The organism is Comamonas badia DSM 17552 (genome assembly GCF_000484635.1).
In the GTDB taxonomy this organism is placed as follows: domain Bacteria; phylum Pseudomonadota; class Gammaproteobacteria; order Burkholderiales; family Burkholderiaceae_C; genus Comamonas_C; species Comamonas_C badia.
Genome location: NZ_AXVM01000004.1, coordinates 380,485 through 398,109 on the forward strand (window position 1 = coordinate 380,485; position 17,625 = coordinate 398,109).

At 64.5% G+C, this 17,625-nt stretch carries 18 protein-coding genes; 3 read left to right on the plus strand and 15 right to left on the minus strand.

The annotated features are described in order from the left end of the window. Nucleotides 1-59 precede the first annotated feature (59 nt). From K320_RS0111090 to K320_RS0111110, 5 genes are all read right to left on the minus strand, one after another. Entirely contained in the window at nucleotides 60-986 is a 927-nt protein-coding gene (locus tag K320_RS0111090) for an amidohydrolase family protein (RefSeq protein WP_024538906.1), read from the minus strand. After that, nucleotides 983-1,915 (minus strand): DUF1932 domain-containing protein, encoded by a 933-nt coding sequence (locus K320_RS0111095; protein ID WP_029696058.1) that lies wholly within the window; start codon nucleotides 1,913-1,915, stop codon nucleotides 983-985. The genes K320_RS0111090 and K320_RS0111095 overlap by 4 nt, the downstream gene beginning before the upstream one ends. 11 nt (nucleotides 1,916-1,926) lie before the next feature. After that, the gene (gene ligK / locus K320_RS0111100; protein WP_024538908.1) at nucleotides 1,927-2,610 is read right to left on the minus strand and encodes a 4-carboxy-4-hydroxy-2-oxoadipate aldolase/oxaloacetate decarboxylase; all 684 of its coding nucleotides are present in this window, start codon (nucleotides 2,608-2,610) and stop codon (nucleotides 1,927-1,929) included. 85 nt (nucleotides 2,611-2,695) lie between these two features. Next, nucleotides 2,696-3,724: an amidohydrolase family protein gene (locus K320_RS0111105; protein ID WP_024538909.1), complete on the minus strand. Its 1,029-nt coding sequence runs from the start codon at nucleotides 3,722-3,724 to the stop codon at nucleotides 2,696-2,698. 29 nt (nucleotides 3,725-3,753) lie between these two features. Beyond that, nucleotides 3,754-4,455, minus strand: coding sequence for a substrate-binding domain-containing protein (locus K320_RS0111110; RefSeq protein WP_245593869.1), 702 nt, complete (start codon nucleotides 4,453-4,455; stop codon nucleotides 3,754-3,756). A gap of 136 nt (nucleotides 4,456-4,591) precedes the next feature. Between K320_RS0111110 and K320_RS0111115 the strand changes: the two genes are divergently transcribed. After that, the gene (locus K320_RS0111115) at nucleotides 4,592-5,500 is read left to right on the plus strand and encodes a LysR family transcriptional regulator (protein WP_024538911.1); all 909 of its coding nucleotides are present in this window, start codon (nucleotides 4,592-4,594) and stop codon (nucleotides 5,498-5,500) included. Nucleotides 5,501-5,543: 43 nt separating this feature from the next. On the opposite strand, the gene K320_RS0111120 is transcribed toward K320_RS0111115, so the two are convergent. The 10 genes from K320_RS0111120 to K320_RS0111165 form a co-directional block, all read right to left on the minus strand. Further along, entirely contained in the window at nucleotides 5,544-6,089 is a 546-nt protein-coding gene (locus K320_RS0111120) for a MarR family winged helix-turn-helix transcriptional regulator (protein WP_024538912.1), read from the minus strand. Nucleotides 6,090-6,110: 21 nt separating this feature from the next. Next, on the minus strand, nucleotides 6,111-7,340 hold the full coding sequence (locus K320_RS0111125) for an NAD(P)/FAD-dependent oxidoreductase (protein ID WP_024538913.1): 1,230 nt from the start codon (nucleotides 7,338-7,340) through the stop codon (nucleotides 6,111-6,113). 7 nt (nucleotides 7,341-7,347) lie between these two features. Then, on the minus strand, nucleotides 7,348-7,671 hold the full coding sequence (locus K320_RS0111130) for a 2Fe-2S iron-sulfur cluster-binding protein (protein WP_024538914.1): 324 nt from the start codon (nucleotides 7,669-7,671) through the stop codon (nucleotides 7,348-7,350). Between the two features lie 24 nt (nucleotides 7,672-7,695). Continuing rightward, nucleotides 7,696-8,907, minus strand: coding sequence for a cytochrome P450 (locus tag K320_RS0111135; RefSeq protein WP_024538915.1), 1,212 nt, complete (start codon nucleotides 8,905-8,907; stop codon nucleotides 7,696-7,698). Between the two features lie 17 nt (nucleotides 8,908-8,924). Next, nucleotides 8,925-9,638, minus strand: a complete 714-nt coding sequence (locus K320_RS0111140) for an ABC transporter ATP-binding protein (RefSeq protein WP_024538916.1) — start codon at nucleotides 9,636-9,638, stop codon at nucleotides 8,925-8,927. A gap of 2 nt (nucleotides 9,639-9,640) precedes the next feature. After that, on the minus strand, nucleotides 9,641-10,384 hold the full coding sequence (locus K320_RS0111145) for an ABC transporter ATP-binding protein (RefSeq protein WP_024538917.1): 744 nt from the start codon (nucleotides 10,382-10,384) through the stop codon (nucleotides 9,641-9,643). After that, on the minus strand, nucleotides 10,381-11,358 hold the full coding sequence (locus K320_RS0111150; protein ID WP_029696060.1) for a branched-chain amino acid ABC transporter permease: 978 nt from the start codon (nucleotides 11,356-11,358) through the stop codon (nucleotides 10,381-10,383). The genes K320_RS0111145 and K320_RS0111150 overlap by 4 nt, the downstream gene beginning before the upstream one ends. 2 nt (nucleotides 11,359-11,360) lie before the next feature. After that, nucleotides 11,361-12,221: a branched-chain amino acid ABC transporter permease gene (locus K320_RS0111155; RefSeq protein WP_024538919.1), complete on the minus strand. Its 861-nt coding sequence runs from the start codon at nucleotides 12,219-12,221 to the stop codon at nucleotides 11,361-11,363. Nucleotides 12,222-12,257: 36 nt separating this feature from the next. Next, nucleotides 12,258-13,430, minus strand: coding sequence for an ABC transporter substrate-binding protein (locus K320_RS0111160; protein WP_051384894.1), 1,173 nt, complete (start codon nucleotides 13,428-13,430; stop codon nucleotides 12,258-12,260). A 198-nt stretch (nucleotides 13,431-13,628) separates the two neighbouring features. Beyond that, on the minus strand, nucleotides 13,629-14,417 hold the full coding sequence (locus K320_RS0111165; protein WP_024538921.1) for an IclR family transcriptional regulator domain-containing protein: 789 nt from the start codon (nucleotides 14,415-14,417) through the stop codon (nucleotides 13,629-13,631). A 133-nt stretch (nucleotides 14,418-14,550) separates the two neighbouring features. Here K320_RS0111165 and pobA point away from each other — a divergent pair, with 133 nt between their 5' ends. Together pobA and K320_RS0111175 are read left to right on the plus strand one after the other, a co-directional pair. Then, nucleotides 14,551-15,738 (plus strand): 4-hydroxybenzoate 3-monooxygenase, encoded by a 1,188-nt coding sequence (pobA, locus tag K320_RS0111170; protein ID WP_029696061.1) that lies wholly within the window; start codon nucleotides 14,551-14,553, stop codon nucleotides 15,736-15,738. A gap of 136 nt (nucleotides 15,739-15,874) precedes the next feature. Beyond that, nucleotides 15,875-17,584: an AMP-binding protein gene (locus K320_RS0111175; RefSeq protein WP_024538923.1), complete on the plus strand. Its 1,710-nt coding sequence runs from the start codon at nucleotides 15,875-15,877 to the stop codon at nucleotides 17,582-17,584. Nucleotides 17,585-17,625: the final 41 nt, after the last annotated feature.

Below are 17,625 nucleotides of genomic sequence, written 5' to 3' on the forward strand. Positions count from 1 at the left end.
TTGAGCGTGAGGCGTGAGGCGTGAGGCGTGAAGGTTGGTATTCGCTGAACGCCGAACACTCAACGCTCAACCTCTTCGTCCGGCCAGTACAGGCGCATCGGGTTGTCCACCAGAAGCTTTTGCCGCAGCTCGGCGGTCGGTGCGATGTGCGGGATGAAATCCACCAGCAGGCCGTCGTCGGGCATGTGGTTCTTGAGATTGGGGTGCGGCCAGTCGGTGCCCCAGAGCACGCGATCGGGGAATGCCTCGACCACGCGGCGCGCGAAGGGGATCACGTCGCGATACGCATTGCGCTCACCCTGCAGCGCCGGCGGCCCGCTGACCGAGAGGCGTTCGGGGCAGGAGACCTTGCTCCAGACATTGCCGTGCTCGCGCATGAACTGCAGGAACAGGCCGAATTCATCGCTGTCCACGCCCTTCTTCACATCCGGTCGGCCCATGTGATCGACCACCACGGTGGTGGGCAGGCGGGTGAAGAAGTCCCACAGCTCGGGCAGATCGACCGCCTCGAAGTAAATCACCACATGCCAGCCCAGCGGCTGGATGCGCGCGGCGATTTCCATCAGCGCGTCCTTGGGCGTGAAATCCACCAGGCGCTTGACGAAGTTGAAGCGCACGCCGCGCACGCCGGCGGCGTGCAAGTGCCGCAGCTCCTCGTCCGTGATGCCGCGCTTGACCGTGGCGACGCCGCGCGCCTTGCCATGCGCGGCCTGCAAGGCATCCACCAGCGCGCGGTTGTCCGCGCCGTGGCAGGTGGCCTGCACGATGACGTTGCGCGCAAAACCCAGGTGGTCGCGCAGCGCGAAGAGCTGCGCCTTGCTCGCGTCGCACGGCGTGTACTTGCGCTCGGGCGCATAGGGAAATTCGTCGCCGGGGCCAAACACATGGCAGTGCGCGTCCACGCTGCCCGCGGGCAGCTTGAATTGCGGTTGGCTCGGGTTGGCGTACCAATCGAGCCAGCCCGGGGTTTTTTCAAAGGCACTCATGCGGAAGATTCCTTGAGGTGGGAAAGCAGCCGGTCGGCCTCGGTGCGCCAGTCGCTGCCGCGGGCAAAACCAGGCGTGCCGCGCTCGCCGAAAACACCGTCGTCCGCCAGATTCGCCATCCACGCCTGGCGTTCGGCAGCGCCCTGGGCGATCCAGGAGGGCATGCCGACATCGCGCACGGTACGGGCCGATTCAAACATCTCCTCGCTGCGCCGTCGGCCATGCTCGATCACGCGCTGGAAGAAATACGCGCCCTGTCTTTCCCAGTCCATGCCGGGAAAGGTTTCCGCCAGCGAGGCCAGCACGGCGTCTTCCACGCCATAGTGGCGCGCGGCGGTGAAGCTCTCGATGACCATGGCCTCCAGCCCCTTGATCATCACGCTGCGGCACATCTTGGTGGCCGATGCCACGCCGAGTTTTTCGCTCGCCACCTTGGCCGCGAAACCCAGCGGATTGATTTTTTCAGCCAGCTCCGCCGCATGCGCGCCACCCAGCAGCAGCGGCACCTTGATGCGGTAGGGCGGCACGCTGGTCATCACCGCGCCTTCGACGTAGCGCGCGCCTGCGGCGTCGATCAGCGCCGCCGCCTGCTGCTTGGCACCGGGCGATGCGGAGTTGAAATCCAGATAGAACGCCCCGCCGCGCATGGCAGGCGCGCAAGCCTGCGCCACCGCCAGCGTCTGGCTGGCCGTGACGGCGCTGATGACGAAGTCCGCCCTGTCCGCCAGTTGCGCATGTCCGTCTGCCAGCGCCACGCCGTGCTGATGGGCGTGCGCGCGCAGCGGCGCTGCGTCAGCACCGCCGAGCTTCACGTCATACGCCGCGACCGCCACGCCCCGCGCGCGCAGGTCTTCGGCCAGGATGCGCCCGACCTCGCCGTAGCCGACGAGGCCCATGCTCCATTCACGCGCTGACGCAGGCACAGTCATCGCAGCGCGCTTCAATCAATGTAGCGCAGCCCGGCCTTGGCCAGGCCTTCGCGCATCTTGTAGTAGTCCAGCCCGAGCACGCCGCCGGCGAAGATTTCACGCTTGCCGGTTTCGTTGTCCTCGCGCTTCTTCGCGGCCGCGAGCGTCGCCTCGGCCTTCTCGCGCGGCACGCAGACGATGCCGTCGTCGTCGGCCACGATCACGTCGCCCGGGCGCACCCACATGCCGGCGCAGACCACCGGAATGTTGACCGAGCCGAGCGTCGCCTTGATGCAGCCCTTGCTGCTGATGGCCTTGCTCCACACCGGAAAACCCATCTCGTGCAGCGTGCGCACGTCGCGCACACCGGCGTCGATGATGAGGGCGCGCGCGCCCTGCGCCTGGAAGCTGGTGGCCAACAGGTCGCCGAAGTAGCCATCGGTGCATTCGCTGGTCACCGTCGCCACCACGATGTCGCCGGGCCGGATCTGCTCGGCCGCCACGTGCAGCATCCAGTTGTCGCCAGGCTGCAGCAGTACGGTGACCGCCGTGCCCGAGACCCGCGCATCGGGGTAAATGGGCCGCATGTAGGGCTTGAGCAGGCCCACCTTGCCCATCGCCTCATGCACCGTGGCGGCGCCGTAATGCGCCAGCGCGTCGGTGGTGGCGCGGTCGGCGCGTTCGATATTGCGGTAGACGACTCCGAGTTCGTACATTGCTTGCTCCGATCAATTTCCTGAATCAATAGCTATCAGCGCTTGCTGGATAAGGGCTCGATGCCAATTTCATGCATAAACCCTGCTACAGCCCGCGCGCCTTGAGCCGCGCATCCAGCCGCGTGAACACCCTTCGCGCGTTGCCCTCATAGACCTGGTGCTTCTCCTCGGCGCTGAGGTTCTTCGTCGCCTCGACGTAGCGCTTGGTGTCGTCGTAGTAATGGCCTGTCTGCGGGTCGATGCCGCGCACCGCGCCTATCATTTCGCTGGCGAACAGGATGTTCTTGACCGGAATCACCTCGGTCAGCAGGTTGATGCCCGGCTGGTGGTAGACGCAGGTGTCGAAGTAGATGTTCTTCAGCAGGTGCTCGTCCAGCAGCGGCTTCTTCAGCTCCTGCGCCAGACCGCGGTAGCGGCCCCAGTGGTAGGGCGCGGCGCCGCCGCCGTGCGGGATCAGGAACTTGAGCGTCGGGAAATCCTTGAACAGATCGCCCTGGATCAGTTGCATCACGGCCGTGGTGTCGGCGTTGATGTAGTGCGCGCCGGTGGTGTGAAAGCAGGCGTTGCAACTGGTGCTCACGTGGATCATCGCCGGCAGGTCATGTTCCACCATCTTCTCGTAGATCGGGTACCAGGCGCGGTCGGTCAGCGGCGGGCTGGTCCAGTGGCCGCCCGAGGGATCAGGATTCAGGTTGATGCCGACGGCGCCGTACTCTTTCACGCACTTTTCCAGCTCGGGAATGCAGGTCGCCGGATCGACGCCGGGCGACTGCGGCAGCATCGCCACCGGCACGAAATGATCGGGATAGAGCTCGCTCACACGGTGGCAGAGCTCATTGCAGATCGCCGCCCAGGTGCTCGACGTCTCGAAATTGCCGATATGGTGCGCCATGAAGCTGGCGCGCGGGCTGAACAGCGTGAGGTCCGAGCCGCGATCCGTCATCAGGCGCAACTGGTTTTTCTCGATGCTCTCGCGAATGTCGTCGTCGCTGATCTTCAGCTCCGAGACCCTGGGCTGCAGGCTGGCGTCTTGCAGCGCCGCAATCTGGCGGTTGCGCCACTCGCCCAGCGCCGCGGGTGCGGTGGTGTAGTGGCCGTGAACGTCAATGATCATGAGTCAATCCTTGTTGAAGGTATGCGCGCTCACAGCGGCTGCATGCCGTGGCGCTGCTTGGTCGGAGCAGCGGCCGGGCCGGCGAGAAAGGCCAGGAATGGCCGCCCGGCTTCCCGGTCCTGGCATGCGCAGGCGATGGCACTGGAGAAAACGGTATCGATGGCAACGGCCGCCGGCAGTTCGCCGACCACGGTGATGCCCGGCACATGCAGCAACTCGCTGAGCTGCTGAAAGCCGAGGGCGGCTTCACCCCGGGCGACCAGCTGCCCCACGGGCACGCCGGGACGGGCCTGCACCAGCCGGGACCCGAGCTGCCCGGCGATGCCCCAGCGCTCGAACAAGCGCATCAGGGCCGTGCCGCTGGGGCCGGTGGAATAACCAATGCTGGAGGCGGCGAGCACGGCGGCCCTCAAGGCCTCTTCGGTGCGGATATCCGGCAAGGCTGCGTCGGCACGCACCGCGACGGCGGTACTGGAGCGCACCCAATCGACCTTGCTGCCCGCCACGGCGTGGCCGCCGGCGATCAGCTTGTCGATCGCATCGCTGGCCAGCAGCACCAGGTCCAGCGCCTCACCGGCCTGCACGCGTTTCGCCGCATCCACGCCGCCGACGGATTCCACAGCCACGGGGCGCCCGCCCTGCTGCTGCCAGAGCTGCGCCAGATCGCCCAGCACGGCGCGCGTGGCCATGGAGGAGATGGCGTGCAGGGGTGGCTGGGTCGGGCTGTTCATGGCGAGGTGGGGCAATCCACGGGGGTCCAAGCATTGTGGGCAAGGGAATTCATGCAAACAAGCCCATATCGCCACTATCAGTTAGAACAAAATGGCATAGCTCAGCGTACGATAGGCGTATTGGATGCGAGCTGCAATGGACTTCAAGCAACTGCAATACTTCGTGCGCGTGGCCGAACTGGGCAGCTTTACGCGCGCGGCGCAGGCGCTGGACATTGCCCAGCCGGCGCTCAGCCGCCAGGTGCGCCAATTGGAACTGGAGCTGCACCAGCACCTGCTGCAGCGCAACGGCCGCGGGGTGACGCTGACCGAAGCCGGCCAGATGCTGCTGGAACATGGCCACACCATCCTGCAGCAGATGGCGCGCGCGCAGGAAGACCTGGGCCATGCGCGCGGCGCGCTCACCGGGCGCGTGGCCGTCGGCCTGCCGCCCAGCCTGGCGCGGCGCCTGACGCTGCCGCTGATAGCCGCGTTCCGCCACGAGCTGCCGCAGGCGCGGCTGGAAATCGTCGAGGCGTTTTCCACCACCATCGCCGAATGGCTGGGCAGCGCGCGCATGGATCTGGGCCTGGTCTACTCGCCCGCCAGGCACGCGCAGATCGAGATCGAACCCGTGCTGCAGGAGCGCCTGAACCTCGTCGGACCCGAAGGCAGCCTGCCCACCGCAGGCGGCGTGGCCTTTGCCGAGCTGTGGCGCTATCCGCTGGTGATGCCGCAGCGCACGCAGATTTTCCGCAAGCTGATGGAGGCGCAGGCGGCACTTTCACAGATCAAGCTGGATGTGGTGTGGGAGGTCTCCAGCGTGCCCGTGATCCTTGACCTGGTACGCACCGGCCACGGCTTTGCCGCACTGACCGACAGCGCCCTGTACGGCCAGGGCACGGCCGATGGACTGGTCCAGGCGCCCATCCACAGCCCGCACATCGTCAGCACCCTGTGCGTGGTGCAACCCGCGCGTCAGCGCGCGACGGCACTGGTGCAGCACACGGCCGAGCTGCTGCAACGGCTGAGCCTGCGGGTGTGCGCTGTGGAAAGCGGACAGTGAATCCCGATGGCAAATATAGGCACCGAATAACCTGCGGCCGATGTTATGGCGCACGCTTGAGCACACCAGGAAAGCGCTCGGTGATATACCGTTCCGTCGCAGTCTCCCCCTCTGGCAAATTTTCGTGCAGCCTGCGCAACAAGCCTAGCAGTACCTCGTGCTCATCGTCCGTAAGCACCGAAAGAAAAACGCGTTCACGCTCCAAGGCGACATGGCGGATTTGCCCATGCAGCAGTTGTCCCTTTTCGGTCAGCCGGGCCAGACGCAACCGCCCATCCGCCGGATCCAGCGCAAATTCGATCAGACCACGCTCGGCCATGCTCTTGAAGCAGCGACTGACGGACGCCTTGTCCATGCCGATCACCTTGGTCACGCGCTGCGCGGAGACCTCGCCCTCTGCCGCAATCAGCACCAGGCACCGCCATATTTCGATGCCGATGTCGAAAGCACGCAAATAGTGATAGGACGCGCCACGGGAGAGCTTGGCGGCAATCCAGGTGAAAAACGCCGGTGCATAGCGATTGAGGTCAATGCTCACGTTCGCCTCTTCTGCCGGGGTTTCGATGATTTTTTTCCGTCGTGTTGCCATCCCGCCATTGTAGAAAACCCCTCAGGCGGCAGGCGTCACCATGGTTCGCAGAGCCACCTGCGGATTGCACGCCTGCTCGGGCGCGGGTGAGAGCTTCAGCTCCAGCAGTTTGCGGGCGGCCATATGGTCTGCAGGCGCATTCACCGACTCCACGCAACGCAATTGCCCTTGCGCGTAGTGCAAGAGTGAAAAACTGGTTTCATCCTTTCCTGGCCTGCGGTAACAGCTAGCATTTTTTGGCAACAGCCCTGCCATCTGAATCCGCAGGCTGGCTTGCTCGGTCCAAAACCACGGAACAGCCTCGTAGTGGTGCGGCTCTCCCATGATGGTTGCTGCGGCCACCTTCGCCTGATCGTTGGCGTTCTGTACCGACTCAAGTCGGATCGCACCGGAACCCATGACGCCCGGAAAAAGAGCGCAGTCGCCAATCGCCAGAATCGCTGGATCAGAGGTGCGCATGCCGGCATCGACCACCACGCCATTACCGCAATCGAGTCCGGCCTGCTCGGCCAGTGACGTTTCCGGCGCGGCGCCAATGCCCAGCAGCAAACTATCCACAGGCGTACGAACGCCATCAACGGTCAGCGCGCTCAAACGGTTGCTCGCCACTTCGAAATCACCCACGGAAACGCCGAGCCGAATGTCCATGCCGCTGTTGCGGTGTGTCTGAAGCACGTGGTTCGAAAGTTCAGCGGACGCCGAACGCATCAAGAGCCGCGGCGCTGCTTCCAGCACCTGCACCTTCTTTCCCAGGGCCTGCGCCGTCGCAGCCAGTTCCAGCCCGATGAACCCGCCGCCCAACACCGTGAGCTGCTGCATGGCAGGCCATAGTGCACGCAAACGCTGGGCATCCGCCGCATCCCGCAACACATGCACGTTGTCCAATGACGGGGACAGGTGCGGCAAATGCCGCGCCCGGGTGCCGGTGGCCAACACCAGCCAGCGGTAGCGCAAGTGCGCGCCTGAGCGCAAGGTGACACTGCGCCCGGCGCGGTCGATCGCGGTCGCCGCATCGCCTTGGTGCACGCGTATGCCCTGCTGTGCGTACCACGCTTCACCGCGGTGCAATTGCGGCGTTTCGTCCGGATTCTTGACGTAGCTTTTCGACAGCGGCGGGCGCTGGTAGGGCAGAACCGCCTCTTCACACACAAGGTCAATCCGCCCCCCCACGCCAGCTGCAGCCAGGCTCGCGCACAGTTGCGCTGCCGCATGGCCTCCGCCCACGATGACGATGGAGTCCTCGCTGTTCATGGCTGCCTCATTGCTGGGTTTCCGGCAAGGACAACACGATGCCATCGAGCGCGGCATCGATCTTGATCTGGCACGACAGCCGGCTGGTCGCGCGCCGCTCGGACGCGGTGCATTCCAGCATTTCCAGTTCGTTGGCCAGCGGTGCAGGCAGTTTGTCTGCCCAGGCCTCGTCCACATAGACATGGCAGGTGGCACACATGGCCGAGCCGCCGCATTCGGCAACGATACCGTTCAAGCCGGCGGCCATGGCTGTCGCCATCGCGCTGTCGCCGTCTTTGGCTTGCAGCGTGGTGGTTTCGCCCGTGGGGGATATGAAATGAATGGCAGACATGAAATTCTCCGAAATGCGTGCGCTTCAGGCCGGAATCAGGCGCACCGGCAAGGTGTCGAACGCGCGCAAGGTGTTGTTCAGGCGCCGGGTATGGGGGCCGGCAAATTCAATGCCTTTCACGCGCTTGGCCAGGGCCGTCAGGATCAGCTCGCCTTCGAGCCGCGCGATGGCCTGCCCCACACAGCCGTGCAGGCCCGAGCCAAACGCCATATGGCCACTGGGCCTGCGCCCGATGTCGTAGGTATCGGCATCGGGCCACTTGTCCGGATCGCGGTTGGCGGATGCCAGCATGCACAGCACCTTGGTTTGCGCCGCGATCGGAACACCCGCGATCTCGCAATCCCTGTTGGCGGTGCGAAAGAAGGTCTGCACGGTGGATTCCCAGCGCAATGCTTCTTCAAAAGCGGGGCGGGCCAGCGACGGATCAGAATGCAGCCTGGCGTATTCCTGCGGGTGATGCCCCAGCGCATAGATCGCGTTGCCCAGACTGTTGATGGTCGTGTCCAGCCCGGCGGAGAGCAGTGAGCGCACCAGCATGGGCGCCTGCTCCATCGAGATTTCACCTGCCTCGGCGGCTTGCCAGATCAGATCGCCGAAGCCACCGGGGCGTAGTTTCGATCGGTCGCACTGATCCATGATCCATTGCGTCACCGGCACCACACGCTCCACCGACTTGGTGAAAACTTCGTTTTGTGGCCCCATCGAGTTGAAAACCATGTCTCCATAGAGCAAGAGGTTTTCACGGCCTTCCTCCTGGATGCCAATCGAATCTGCGAATACTTTCAACGGGAATGGGTTGGCCACCACCGCCATCCAGTCGATCGAGCCGTTGGCCGCATTGAGCTCCAGCGCCTTGTCCAGCAGCCGCTCGGCTTCCTGTGCAAAGCTGGCGCGAATCTGCATCACCGTCTTGGGGCTCATGATGCGCGACAGGACGGCGCGCGTTGCAGTGTGCAGCGGCGCGTCGGCCTCCAGAATCAGGCTCCTGGGGCGAAAGGGCTTTTCGATATTGAAGTTGGCCAGTCCCACGCCAGCGCCGGAAATGAAGGTCTGCGCATCATTGAAGACCGCATGGGTCTCCTGGTGGCGTGCGCAGGCCACCACCGTCGGGTAGTCCTTCAAACGCACCACCGGGCCGGCAGAGCGCATCAGCGCATGCATCGGGTAGGGGTCGGTCAAATTTTCGGCAGAGTAGGGATCGACGTCGAGGACGGGAATGCCGCTGTTCTCGTTCATGGTGCTTCCTTTCAATATCAAGAGTGAGAAACGCCCACCAGGCGCCCCAAGGCGTCGGCGTCCTGCTGCAATGCCTGCGCAGGGCCGTCATGCACAACCCTGCCGCGTGAGAGCACCACGGCACGGTCTGTCTGTTGCAGGGCTTCGCGGACCTGCTGCTCGACGATCACCAAGGTCAAGTCACGTTCGGTGACCATGCGGCTGAAAGCACGCAGCAACTCCAGCCGGATCAGCGGCGCCAGCCCTTCCAGCGGCTCATCCAGCATCAACAATCGCGGCTGCCCCAGCAGCGCGCGTGCAACCGCCACCATCTGCTGCTCGCCACCGCTGAGTTGGGCGCCGCCGTTATAGCGACGCTCGGCCAGGCGGGGAAACAAGTCATAGGCCTCGGACAAGGCGGCGCGGCTGCGGTGCTTGAGGCCGGCCAACAGGTTTTCCTCGACGGTGAGCGAGGGGAACACATCCCGCGTCTGCGGCACCAGGCCCAGCCCACGCATCGCACGCTGGTGCGTTGTAAGCCCCGACAAGTCCTCTCCGTCAAAGCGGATGCAGCCGCCTTGCAACTGCGCCAAGCCCATCACGGTCGCCAGCGTCGTCGTCTTGCCGACCCCGTTGCGTCCGATCAAGGCCAGTTTTTCGCCCTGATCGATGGACAGGCTCAAGCCGTCGAGCACCGTGACCGGACCATAGCCGGCAGTCACATCCATGAGTTCCAACAAAGGCGTAGCCATGGTCAATTCCCGAGATAAGCGCCACGCACGACGGGATCGGCCTGGATTTCGGCCGGCGTGCCCGTGGCAATCACCGCGCCCTCGGCCAGCACCACAATGCGCTTTGCCAAGCGAAACACCAGTTCCATGTCGTGCTCGATGATCAGCACCGCCAGCTCCTGCGGCAGTGCATCGAGCGCCGCCAGCAAACGCGCGCCTTCGCCCTGCGGCACACCGGCCATGGGCTCGTCAAGCAGCAGCACCTTGGGCTTGAGCGCCATGGCCAGGGCCAGTTCAACCAGGCGCCGCTCGCCATACGCCAGTCGCTGTGTCGGCCAGGCAGCGCGCTCGCCCAGACCCAGAGCATCGAGCACGCCTTGCGCCTCCTGGGCCAGCAAGGGATAGTCATCGATGGAGCGCCAGAAGCGGCCCGTCAAATGGGCGCGCTCGAACAAGGCCAGCTCCACCTGGCGGCGAACCGCCAGATGCGGCGCCAAAGTGGTGATCTGAAAGGTGCGTACCAGGCCGCGACGCACACGCTCGGCCTGGCTGAGCGCCGTAACATCGTGCGACAGCAGGTGCACCGATCCACCGCTGGGCGCCACCGTGCCGCTGATCTGGTTAACCAGAGTGGTCTTGCCCGCGCCATTGGGACCGATCAACGCCACGCGGTCTCCGCGCTGCAACTGCAGCGACACATCGCGCGTCACATGCAGGCCGCCGTAATGTTTGTCCAGGTGGCGGACTTCAAGTACGCCGGCTGTCACGCGGCTCTCCCTGAGCGCAAGCGCGCAAGCAGTCCACCCCATTTGTGCGGCGGCAGGATGACGACCAGCATCAACGCCGTACCGATCACGAAGAGCCAGTGGTACGGATTGATCGAGGCTGCGGTGTGGTGCAACAGTGTGAAGATCACCGCCCCGATCACGGCTCCGTTGAGCGTGCCGGTTCCGCCCAGAATCAGCATTACCAGGATTTCGGCGGACAGCGCAAACGACAGGCTGTCCAGCGCCACGATGCCATTGGTTTGGGCCGAGAGTGCGCCCGCCACGCCAGCAAGTGCGCCAGCGAACACGTACATGCCCAACAAACGCTTGAAGACGGGAGTGCCAAGCGCCGCCATGCGTGCACGGTTTTCATGAATGCCACGCACTGCCAGACCAAAAGGTGATTGCAAGACGCGCTTGGCCAGCCAGTAGCCAATCCCCAGGACGGCAATCACATACAGCGATCCGACGCGGCCATCCAGATCGAACTCGAAATGCCCAAGCAAGGGGTTCATGGTGTAGCTGTTCAGGCCGTCGTCACCGCCCGTCCAGGCGCGTGCCTTCTGGGCCAGATTGGCCGTGATCTGCACCACCGCCACGGTCAGCATGAGGAAAGTGAAGCCCTGGTAGCGTAAAAGGAACAGCCCGGTGATCAGTGCAAACACGGCGCCGACGACCAAAGCCACACCCAGACCGAGCAAAGGATCTCCGGACACTCGGCTGGCGAAGATGCCCGCCGCGTACGCACCGACGCCAAACAAGGCGCCATGCCCAAGTGTGGCCAGGCCGGCGATGCCAACTACCAGATCCAAGGAAATCACCAGCAGCGCCATGATGACGATGTGGCTCAAAAGGCCCAATTGGTCCGGCAACCACCACCGCGCAAGCAATGCCAGGAGCACGGTGATCAACGGCGCCCGCCAGGCAGGGGCAAGTGCCAAGGCATCTGCGGATGAAGCTGAAAGCAAGCGCATGGTCATCCCCGTTTGAACAGGCCGTTCGGACGCCAGACCAGAAAGATCGCCATGGCCACGAAGAACGCCACCGAACCCCAGCCTTCCGTAAAGTAATTGGTCGCGGTCTCCAAGGTACCCAGCAGCAGGGCGGCCGCCAGCGCCCCCAGCAGGCTGCCCATGCCGCCCACGGCCACCACCACCAATACGAGCACAAGGTATTTGAGCGGGTAGTAGGGCTCCAGTGGCATGAGTTCTGCGCCCAGGACGCCGCCGAGTGCCGCCAGCGCCGCGCCGAACGCGAACGTGGCACACTGCACCAACCGAATCGGAATACCCAGTGTGGCTGCCGTACCGGGGTGGTCTACGGCGGCACGCAGCCAGACGCCAAAACGCGTCTTGCCCATAGCCTGGGCTGACAGCAATGCCACTCCGATCCCCACTACCACCACGACAATGCGTTGCACGGGGATGACGCGAAATCCCAGATCGACAGAGGCCGTCAATGCGGCGGGCAGTCCGATCAATTGCACCTGTGGGCCGGCAAGCGCATTGATGGCGGCGATCAATACGTAGGTCAGACCAAATGTGAAGAGCACCTGATCAAGCTCTGGTCGCCGATACAAATGCCGCAGGACCAACGCCTCGAGAATGGCACCGACAACGGCTGTCACCAGCAATGCCATCAGCAAGGCCGGCAAAAAAGGCCACCCCCATTCGCGGATCAGCATGGCCGTGGTGTAGCCGCCTATCATCGCAAACGCCCCATGCGCCAGATTGATGAATCGCATCAAACCGAGCGTGATCGACATGCCTACGGCAATGATGAAAAGCACCATGCCGTAGCTCACGCCGTCAATCAGGATATTGGCAAGTGATTGCATTGCGTCTACGCCCAGACTGGCTGTTTGAATACCGGCTTACTTGCCCAGTCCGTGGTCACCCTGATCGCCAAAGTCTGCGATTTCCTTGTTGACGAGGACGCCACCGATGCGCTCCACTTCGCGCAGATAAACATGCTGAGTGATGTGCCGCGTGTCCGGGTCGATATGCACCGGCCCGCGCGGGCTTTCCCATTTCAGTGCCCTGGCGGCAGCCATGGCCTTCTCACCATCCTTCTTCCCATCGGTGGCCGCGATCATTTTTTCGATCACGTGCATCCCATCCCACGCTCCGACGGAGGCGTAGTTCGCAACAGCGTTCTTGTCCTGCTTTGCCAGCGCCGCAATGAATTTGCGGTTGGCGTCGGAGTCATGTGCGGCCGAGTAGTGGAAGGCCGTCTTCAGTCCCAGCGCGGCGTCGCCGAACTTCTGCAGATCGAACTCGTCCATCTCAGCCGTGCCAAGAAACTGCACACCCGCCTTGGCCAGTCCGTTTTCGTTGTAGCTCTTGACGAAGCCAAGGTTGGGTGGGCCACCCGGCAGGAAGGTGTACACCGCCTGAGCGCCGCTGGCCTTGATGCGTTGGATAAATGGCGCGAAATCGTTGGTCGCCATCGGCATGCGGATCGATTCGACCACCGTGCCGCCGCTCTTTGTGAATTCCGCCTTCCATGCAGTCTCTGCATCGATGCCGGGACCGTAGTCCATGACCGCCGTAGCGACCTTGGTGATGCCGTTCTTTGCAGTCCATTGCGCCAGCGGCACAGTAACCTGCCACAAGGTATAACTGGTTCGCAGGAAATAGGGGCTCTTCTCAGTGATCGACGAAGTTGCCGCGTTAAAGATCACCATAGGTGTCTTGGACTGCGTGATGAGCGGGGCGATCGCCATCGCGTTGGGCGTAAAGACCACGCCGCCAAGGTAGTCCACCTTGTCCCTGACCAGAAGCTCCTGTGCCAGCGTTTTGGTTTGGCCTGGATTCGGACCACCGGTATCCCGATAGATCAGCTCGACATCCTTGCCGGCGAGCTTTCCACCCTGGCTTGCAAGATAGGCTTGCGCGCCCGCCTTGAACAGCACGCCATAGTGTGCAAACGGGCCCGAGAACGGCCCCAGGATGCCAATCTTGACCACATCTGCCGTGGCAACACCACCAGCAAACGCCAAAACAGCAGCCACTGCGGCGGCACGCCGCCATTTCACCAAGCTCATGCAAGGTCTCCGTAGGATGAATAACAAGTCCCAAACCAGAGGGAACAAAGTCGCATTTGCGATTAGTAATTATTGGAACAAGTTGATTATTCAACCAGATGAGCTTCGTTGACAACTAGGGTTTTCCCGTGGTGCGATGGCGTGTGCCACGCGCAATGCAATCAACAGGCGCCGACATTTATCGGCAGGCGCCCTGGCTCACAACAACGGCCGCAGCACACGCGCCGCTTCCTGCAGCGGCGCAAGCAATTGCGCCACCAGTTGCCGCGGGTCCATCCGATTCGTGGCCGTGACCACGTTCAGCGCCGCCAGCACGCGCCCGCGCGCGTCGCGCAGCGGCACTGCGAGCGCCTGGATGCCGAGCTCATGCTCCTGCGCCGCGCAGCAATAGTCCTGCTGCCGCACCTGATCCAGCGTGGCGGCAAGGGCCGCCGCATCGCTGACGGTATGCGCCGTCAGGCGGCGCAGTTCCACGCTGGCAAGCCAGGCAGCGCGCTCGGCATCGGGCAGCGCCGCCAGCAGCACCCGCCCGGTGGAGGTCGCATGCACCGGCAGGCGCGAGCCCAGGTGCACACCGTGCGCCAGCAGCCGATCGCCGCGCTCGCGCACGGCGCTGCGCGCGACGATCACGACAAAGTCGCCATCGCGCACCGCGCAGGAAAACGACAGCCCGGTGCGCGCCGCCAGGCTGTGCAGTTCGGGCTGCACCACGCGCGGCAACCGCGCGCTGGCCATGTAGGCACCGGAAAACCCCAGCACCTTGGGGGCCAGCCAGTAATACGCGCCGTCGGTCTCCAGATAGCCCAGGTGCGCCAGCGTCAGCAGGTGGCGGCGCGCGGCAGCCCGCGTGAGGCCCGCGCGCTGCGCCGCCATGGTGGCGTTCAGGCGCTGGCGCTCGGTGTCAAAGCTCTCCAGCACCGCCAGCCCCTTGGCAAGGCCGGCAATCGTGTCGGCATGGGCGATCGGGGGGACTGAAGGCTCCGTCATTCTGCGCGATCATCAAAGTGTTTGCGCGATGATCGCACAACACCTGCACAAAGCATCTAGGCGTTCACAGCCCGGCTGGGTAATCTCGCCGGATTGCCCTTTCCCCTTACAGCACGCCATCGGAGACCCCGCCATGCCCACTACCCAACACATCCCCGTCGTCATCATCGGCGCCGGCCCCGCCGGACTGCTGCTCGGCCAGTTGCTCTACAAGGCCGGCATTGACAACATCATCCTGGAGCAGCGCAGCCCCGACTACGTGCTCAGCCGCATCCGGGCCGGCGTGCTGGAACAGGTTTCGATGGATCTGCTGCGCCAGGCGGGTGCGGCGAAGAACATGGATGCGCATGGCCTGCATCACCACGGCATCGAGCTGCTGTTCGGCGGCCAGCGCCACCGCATCGACCTGCACGGCCTGACGGGCGGCAAGTACGTCATGGTCTACGGCCAGACCGAGGTGACGCGCGACCTGATGGAGGTGCGCGCCGCCGAGGGCCTGACCACGGTGTATGAGGCCCTGCACGTGCAGCCGCGCGACTACGACAGCGGGCACCCGCGCGTGCGCTACGAAAAAGACGGCGAACTGCACGAAATCCACTGCGATTTCATCGCCGGCTGCGACGGTTTTCACGGCGCCAGCCGCGCCAGCATCGCGCCCGAGCGCATCCGCCACTTTGAAAAGGTCTATCCCTTCGGCTGGCTCGGGCTGATGAGCGACACGCCACCCGTCAGCGAAGAGCTGATCTACGCCAACAGCGAGCGCGGCTTTGCGCTGTGCAGCCAGCGCAGCCTCACGCGCAGCCGCTACTACCTGCAGGTGCCTTTAACCGACAAGGTGGAAAACTGGACCGACGAGGCCTTCTGGGATGAGCTCAAGCGCCGTCTGGACCCGGAGGCGCGCGAGCGCCTGATGACCGGCCCCTCGATCGAAAAGAGCATCGCGCCGCTGCGCAGCTACGTTGCCGAGCCGATGCGCTTCGGCCGCATGTTCCTCGCGGGCGACGCCGCGCACATCGTGCCGCCCACCGGCGCCAAGGGACTGAACCTGGCCGCTTCGGATGTCGGCTACCTCGCGCGTGCCTTCGTCGATTACTACCAGAACAAGAGCACGCACGGCATAGACCAGTATTCCGAGCAGTGCCTGCGCCGCGTCTGGAAGGCCGAGCGTTTCTCGTGGTGGATGACCACGCTGATGCACAGCTTCCCCGAAGAAGGCGCCTTCCACACCAAGGTGCAGGAGGCGGAGCTGGACTATGTGGTGAACTCCCGCGCCGCATCCACCAGCCTGGCGGAAAACTACGTCGGCCTGCCGATGCGGTAAGGCGCGGGCCGCCGCCTCCGGCGGAGCGCAGCCGCATGCGCTACGCTTGGCCAACCGCACACGCATTCTCGAATGCGGGCGATGCGCCGGTGACCGCACCATGGCGCACCATGCTCACCCAAAGGAGACGACGACCATGGACCAAAACCAGAACTCTTTTCACGCCGCGCGCGATCTGCTGCTGCGCCTGCACGGCGATCCGGAGACCGCCTGCGCGCAGTTTCGCTGGCCACGCCACCAGCATTTCAATTGGGCGCTGGACCATTTCGACGTGATGGCGCGCGGCAACACCGCGCCCGCGCTGTGGATCGTGGATGCCGATGGCAGCGAATACCGCACCAGTTTCGAGCAGTTGTCCCAGCGCTCCTCGCAGGTTGCCAATTTCCTGCGCGCGCAAGGCGTGCGGCGCGGCGAACGCGTGCTGCTGATGCTGGGCAATGAGCCGGCGCTCTGGGAAACCATGCTGGCGGCCATGAAGATAGGCGCGGTGATCATCCCCGCCACCTCGCTGCTGACCACCGATGATCTGCGCGATCGGCTTGAGCGCGGCCGCGTGCGCCATGTGGTCACCTCCGCGGCGATGGCGCCCAAGTTCGACCCTTTGCCCGGCGACTACGGCCGCATCTGCATCGGCGGCGCGCATCCCGGCTGGACGGATTACGCGCAGTCCGCCGCCGCCCCCGGCGGTTTCGAGCCCGATGCGCCAACGCCTGCCAGCGACCCGCTGCTGCTGTATTTCACCTCGGGCACCACCTCCAAGCCCAAGCTCGTGCTGCACACGCATGAGAGCTACCCCGTCGGGCACCTGAGCACCATGTACTGGCTCGGCCTGCGCCCGGGCGACATCCACCTGAACATCTCCTCCCCCGGCTGGGCCAAGCATGCCTGGAGCTGTTTGTTCGCACCGTGGAACGCCGGCACCTGCGTGTTCATCTACAACACGCCGCGCTTCACCGCGCCCGGCCTGCTGGAGACTCTTGCGCGCTGCGGCATCACCAGCCTGTGCGCGCCGCCCACGGTCTGGCGCCTGATGATCCAGGAAGACCTTGCCGTCTGGCGCAACCGCCTGCAGTTGCGATCGGTGGTCGGCGCCGGAGAGCCGCTGAACCCCGAAATCATCCAGCAGGTGGAGCAGGCCTGGGGCCTGCGCCTGCGCGACGGCTATGGCCAGACGGAGACCACGGCACAGGTCGGCAACGCGCCCGGCCTGCCGATCAAGCCCGGCTCCATGGGCAAACCGCTGCCCGGCTACCGCATCGTGCTGCTGGACAGCGACGGCCGCGAAGCCGACGAGGGCGAGGTGTGCATAGACATCCGCGAACGCCCCGTCGGTCTCATGGCCGGCTACGAGGACAGCGCCGAAAAAACCGCCGAAGTGATGCGCGACGGCTACTACCGCACCGGCGACACGGCCGCCCGCGATGCCGACGGCTACCTGACCTTCGTCGGCCGCGCGGACGACGTCTTCAAGGCGTCGGATTACCGCATCAGCCCCTTTGAACTGGAAAGCGCGCTGATAGAGCACGACGCCGTGATGGAGCTGGCCATCGTGCCGGGCCCCGATCCGCTGCGCCTGGCGGTTCCCAAGGCGTATGTGATGCTCGCCCCCGGCTACCAGGCCGGCGCAACCATGGCCAGGGAAATCCTGGCCTTCGCGCGGCGCCAGCTGGCTCCCTACAAGCGGGTGCGCCGCATCGAATTCGTCACCGAACTGCCCAAGACCATCTCCGGCAAGATCCGGCGCGTGCAGCTGCGAGCCCAGGAGGCCACGCGGTATGCCAGGGGCGAGCGCGGCGGGCAGGAATTCCGGGAAGAGGATTTCCCCGAATTGCGCCAGGACGCCTGAGCCGCGCCCTCCCCTCCCAGAGGCAACACAAAGCCCGCCGG

Coding starts and splice junctions, on each gene's coding strand:
- K320_RS0111120 (WP_024538912.1), bottom strand. CDS start 6,089: ATGGCAACACGACGGAAAAAAATCATCGAAACCCCGGCAGAAGAGGCG.
- K320_RS0111105 (WP_024538909.1), bottom strand. CDS start 3,724: ATGATCATTGACGTTCACGGCCACTACACCACCGCACCCGCGGCGCTG.
- K320_RS0111140 (WP_024538916.1), bottom strand. CDS start 9,638: ATGGCTACGCCTTTGTTGGAACTCATGGATGTGACTGCCGGCTATGGT.
- pobA (WP_029696061.1), top strand. CDS start 14,551: ATGCCCACTACCCAACACATCCCCGTCGTCATCATCGGCGCCGGCCCC.
- K320_RS0111135 (WP_024538915.1), bottom strand. CDS start 8,907: ATGAACGAGAACAGCGGCATTCCCGTCCTCGACGTCGATCCCTACTCT.
- ligK (WP_024538908.1), bottom strand. CDS start 2,610: ATGTACGAACTCGGAGTCGTCTACCGCAATATCGAACGCGCCGACCGC.
- K320_RS0111150 (WP_029696060.1), bottom strand. CDS start 11,358: ATGCGCTTGCTTTCAGCTTCATCCGCAGATGCCTTGGCACTTGCCCCT.
- K320_RS0111110 (WP_245593869.1), bottom strand. CDS start 4,455: ATGAACAGCCCGACCCAGCCACCCCTGCACGCCATCTCCTCCATGGCC.
- K320_RS0111175 (WP_024538923.1), top strand. CDS start 15,875: ATGGACCAAAACCAGAACTCTTTTCACGCCGCGCGCGATCTGCTGCTG.
- K320_RS0111165 (WP_024538921.1), bottom strand. CDS start 14,417: ATGACGGAGCCTTCAGTCCCCCCGATCGCCCATGCCGACACGATTGCC.
- K320_RS0111095 (WP_029696058.1), bottom strand. CDS start 1,915: ATGACTGTGCCTGCGTCAGCGCGTGAATGGAGCATGGGCCTCGTCGGC.
- K320_RS0111160 (WP_051384894.1), bottom strand. CDS start 13,430: ATGAGCTTGGTGAAATGGCGGCGTGCCGCCGCAGTGGCTGCTGTTTTG.
- K320_RS0111125 (WP_024538913.1), bottom strand. CDS start 7,340: ATGAACAGCGAGGACTCCATCGTCATCGTGGGCGGAGGCCATGCGGCA.
- K320_RS0111115 (WP_024538911.1), top strand. CDS start 4,592: ATGGACTTCAAGCAACTGCAATACTTCGTGCGCGTGGCCGAACTGGGC.
- K320_RS0111155 (WP_024538919.1), bottom strand. CDS start 12,221: ATGCAATCACTTGCCAATATCCTGATTGACGGCGTGAGCTACGGCATG.
- K320_RS0111090 (WP_024538906.1), bottom strand. CDS start 986: ATGAGTGCCTTTGAAAAAACCCCGGGCTGGCTCGATTGGTACGCCAAC.
- K320_RS0111130 (WP_024538914.1), bottom strand. CDS start 7,671: ATGTCTGCCATTCATTTCATATCCCCCACGGGCGAAACCACCACGCTG.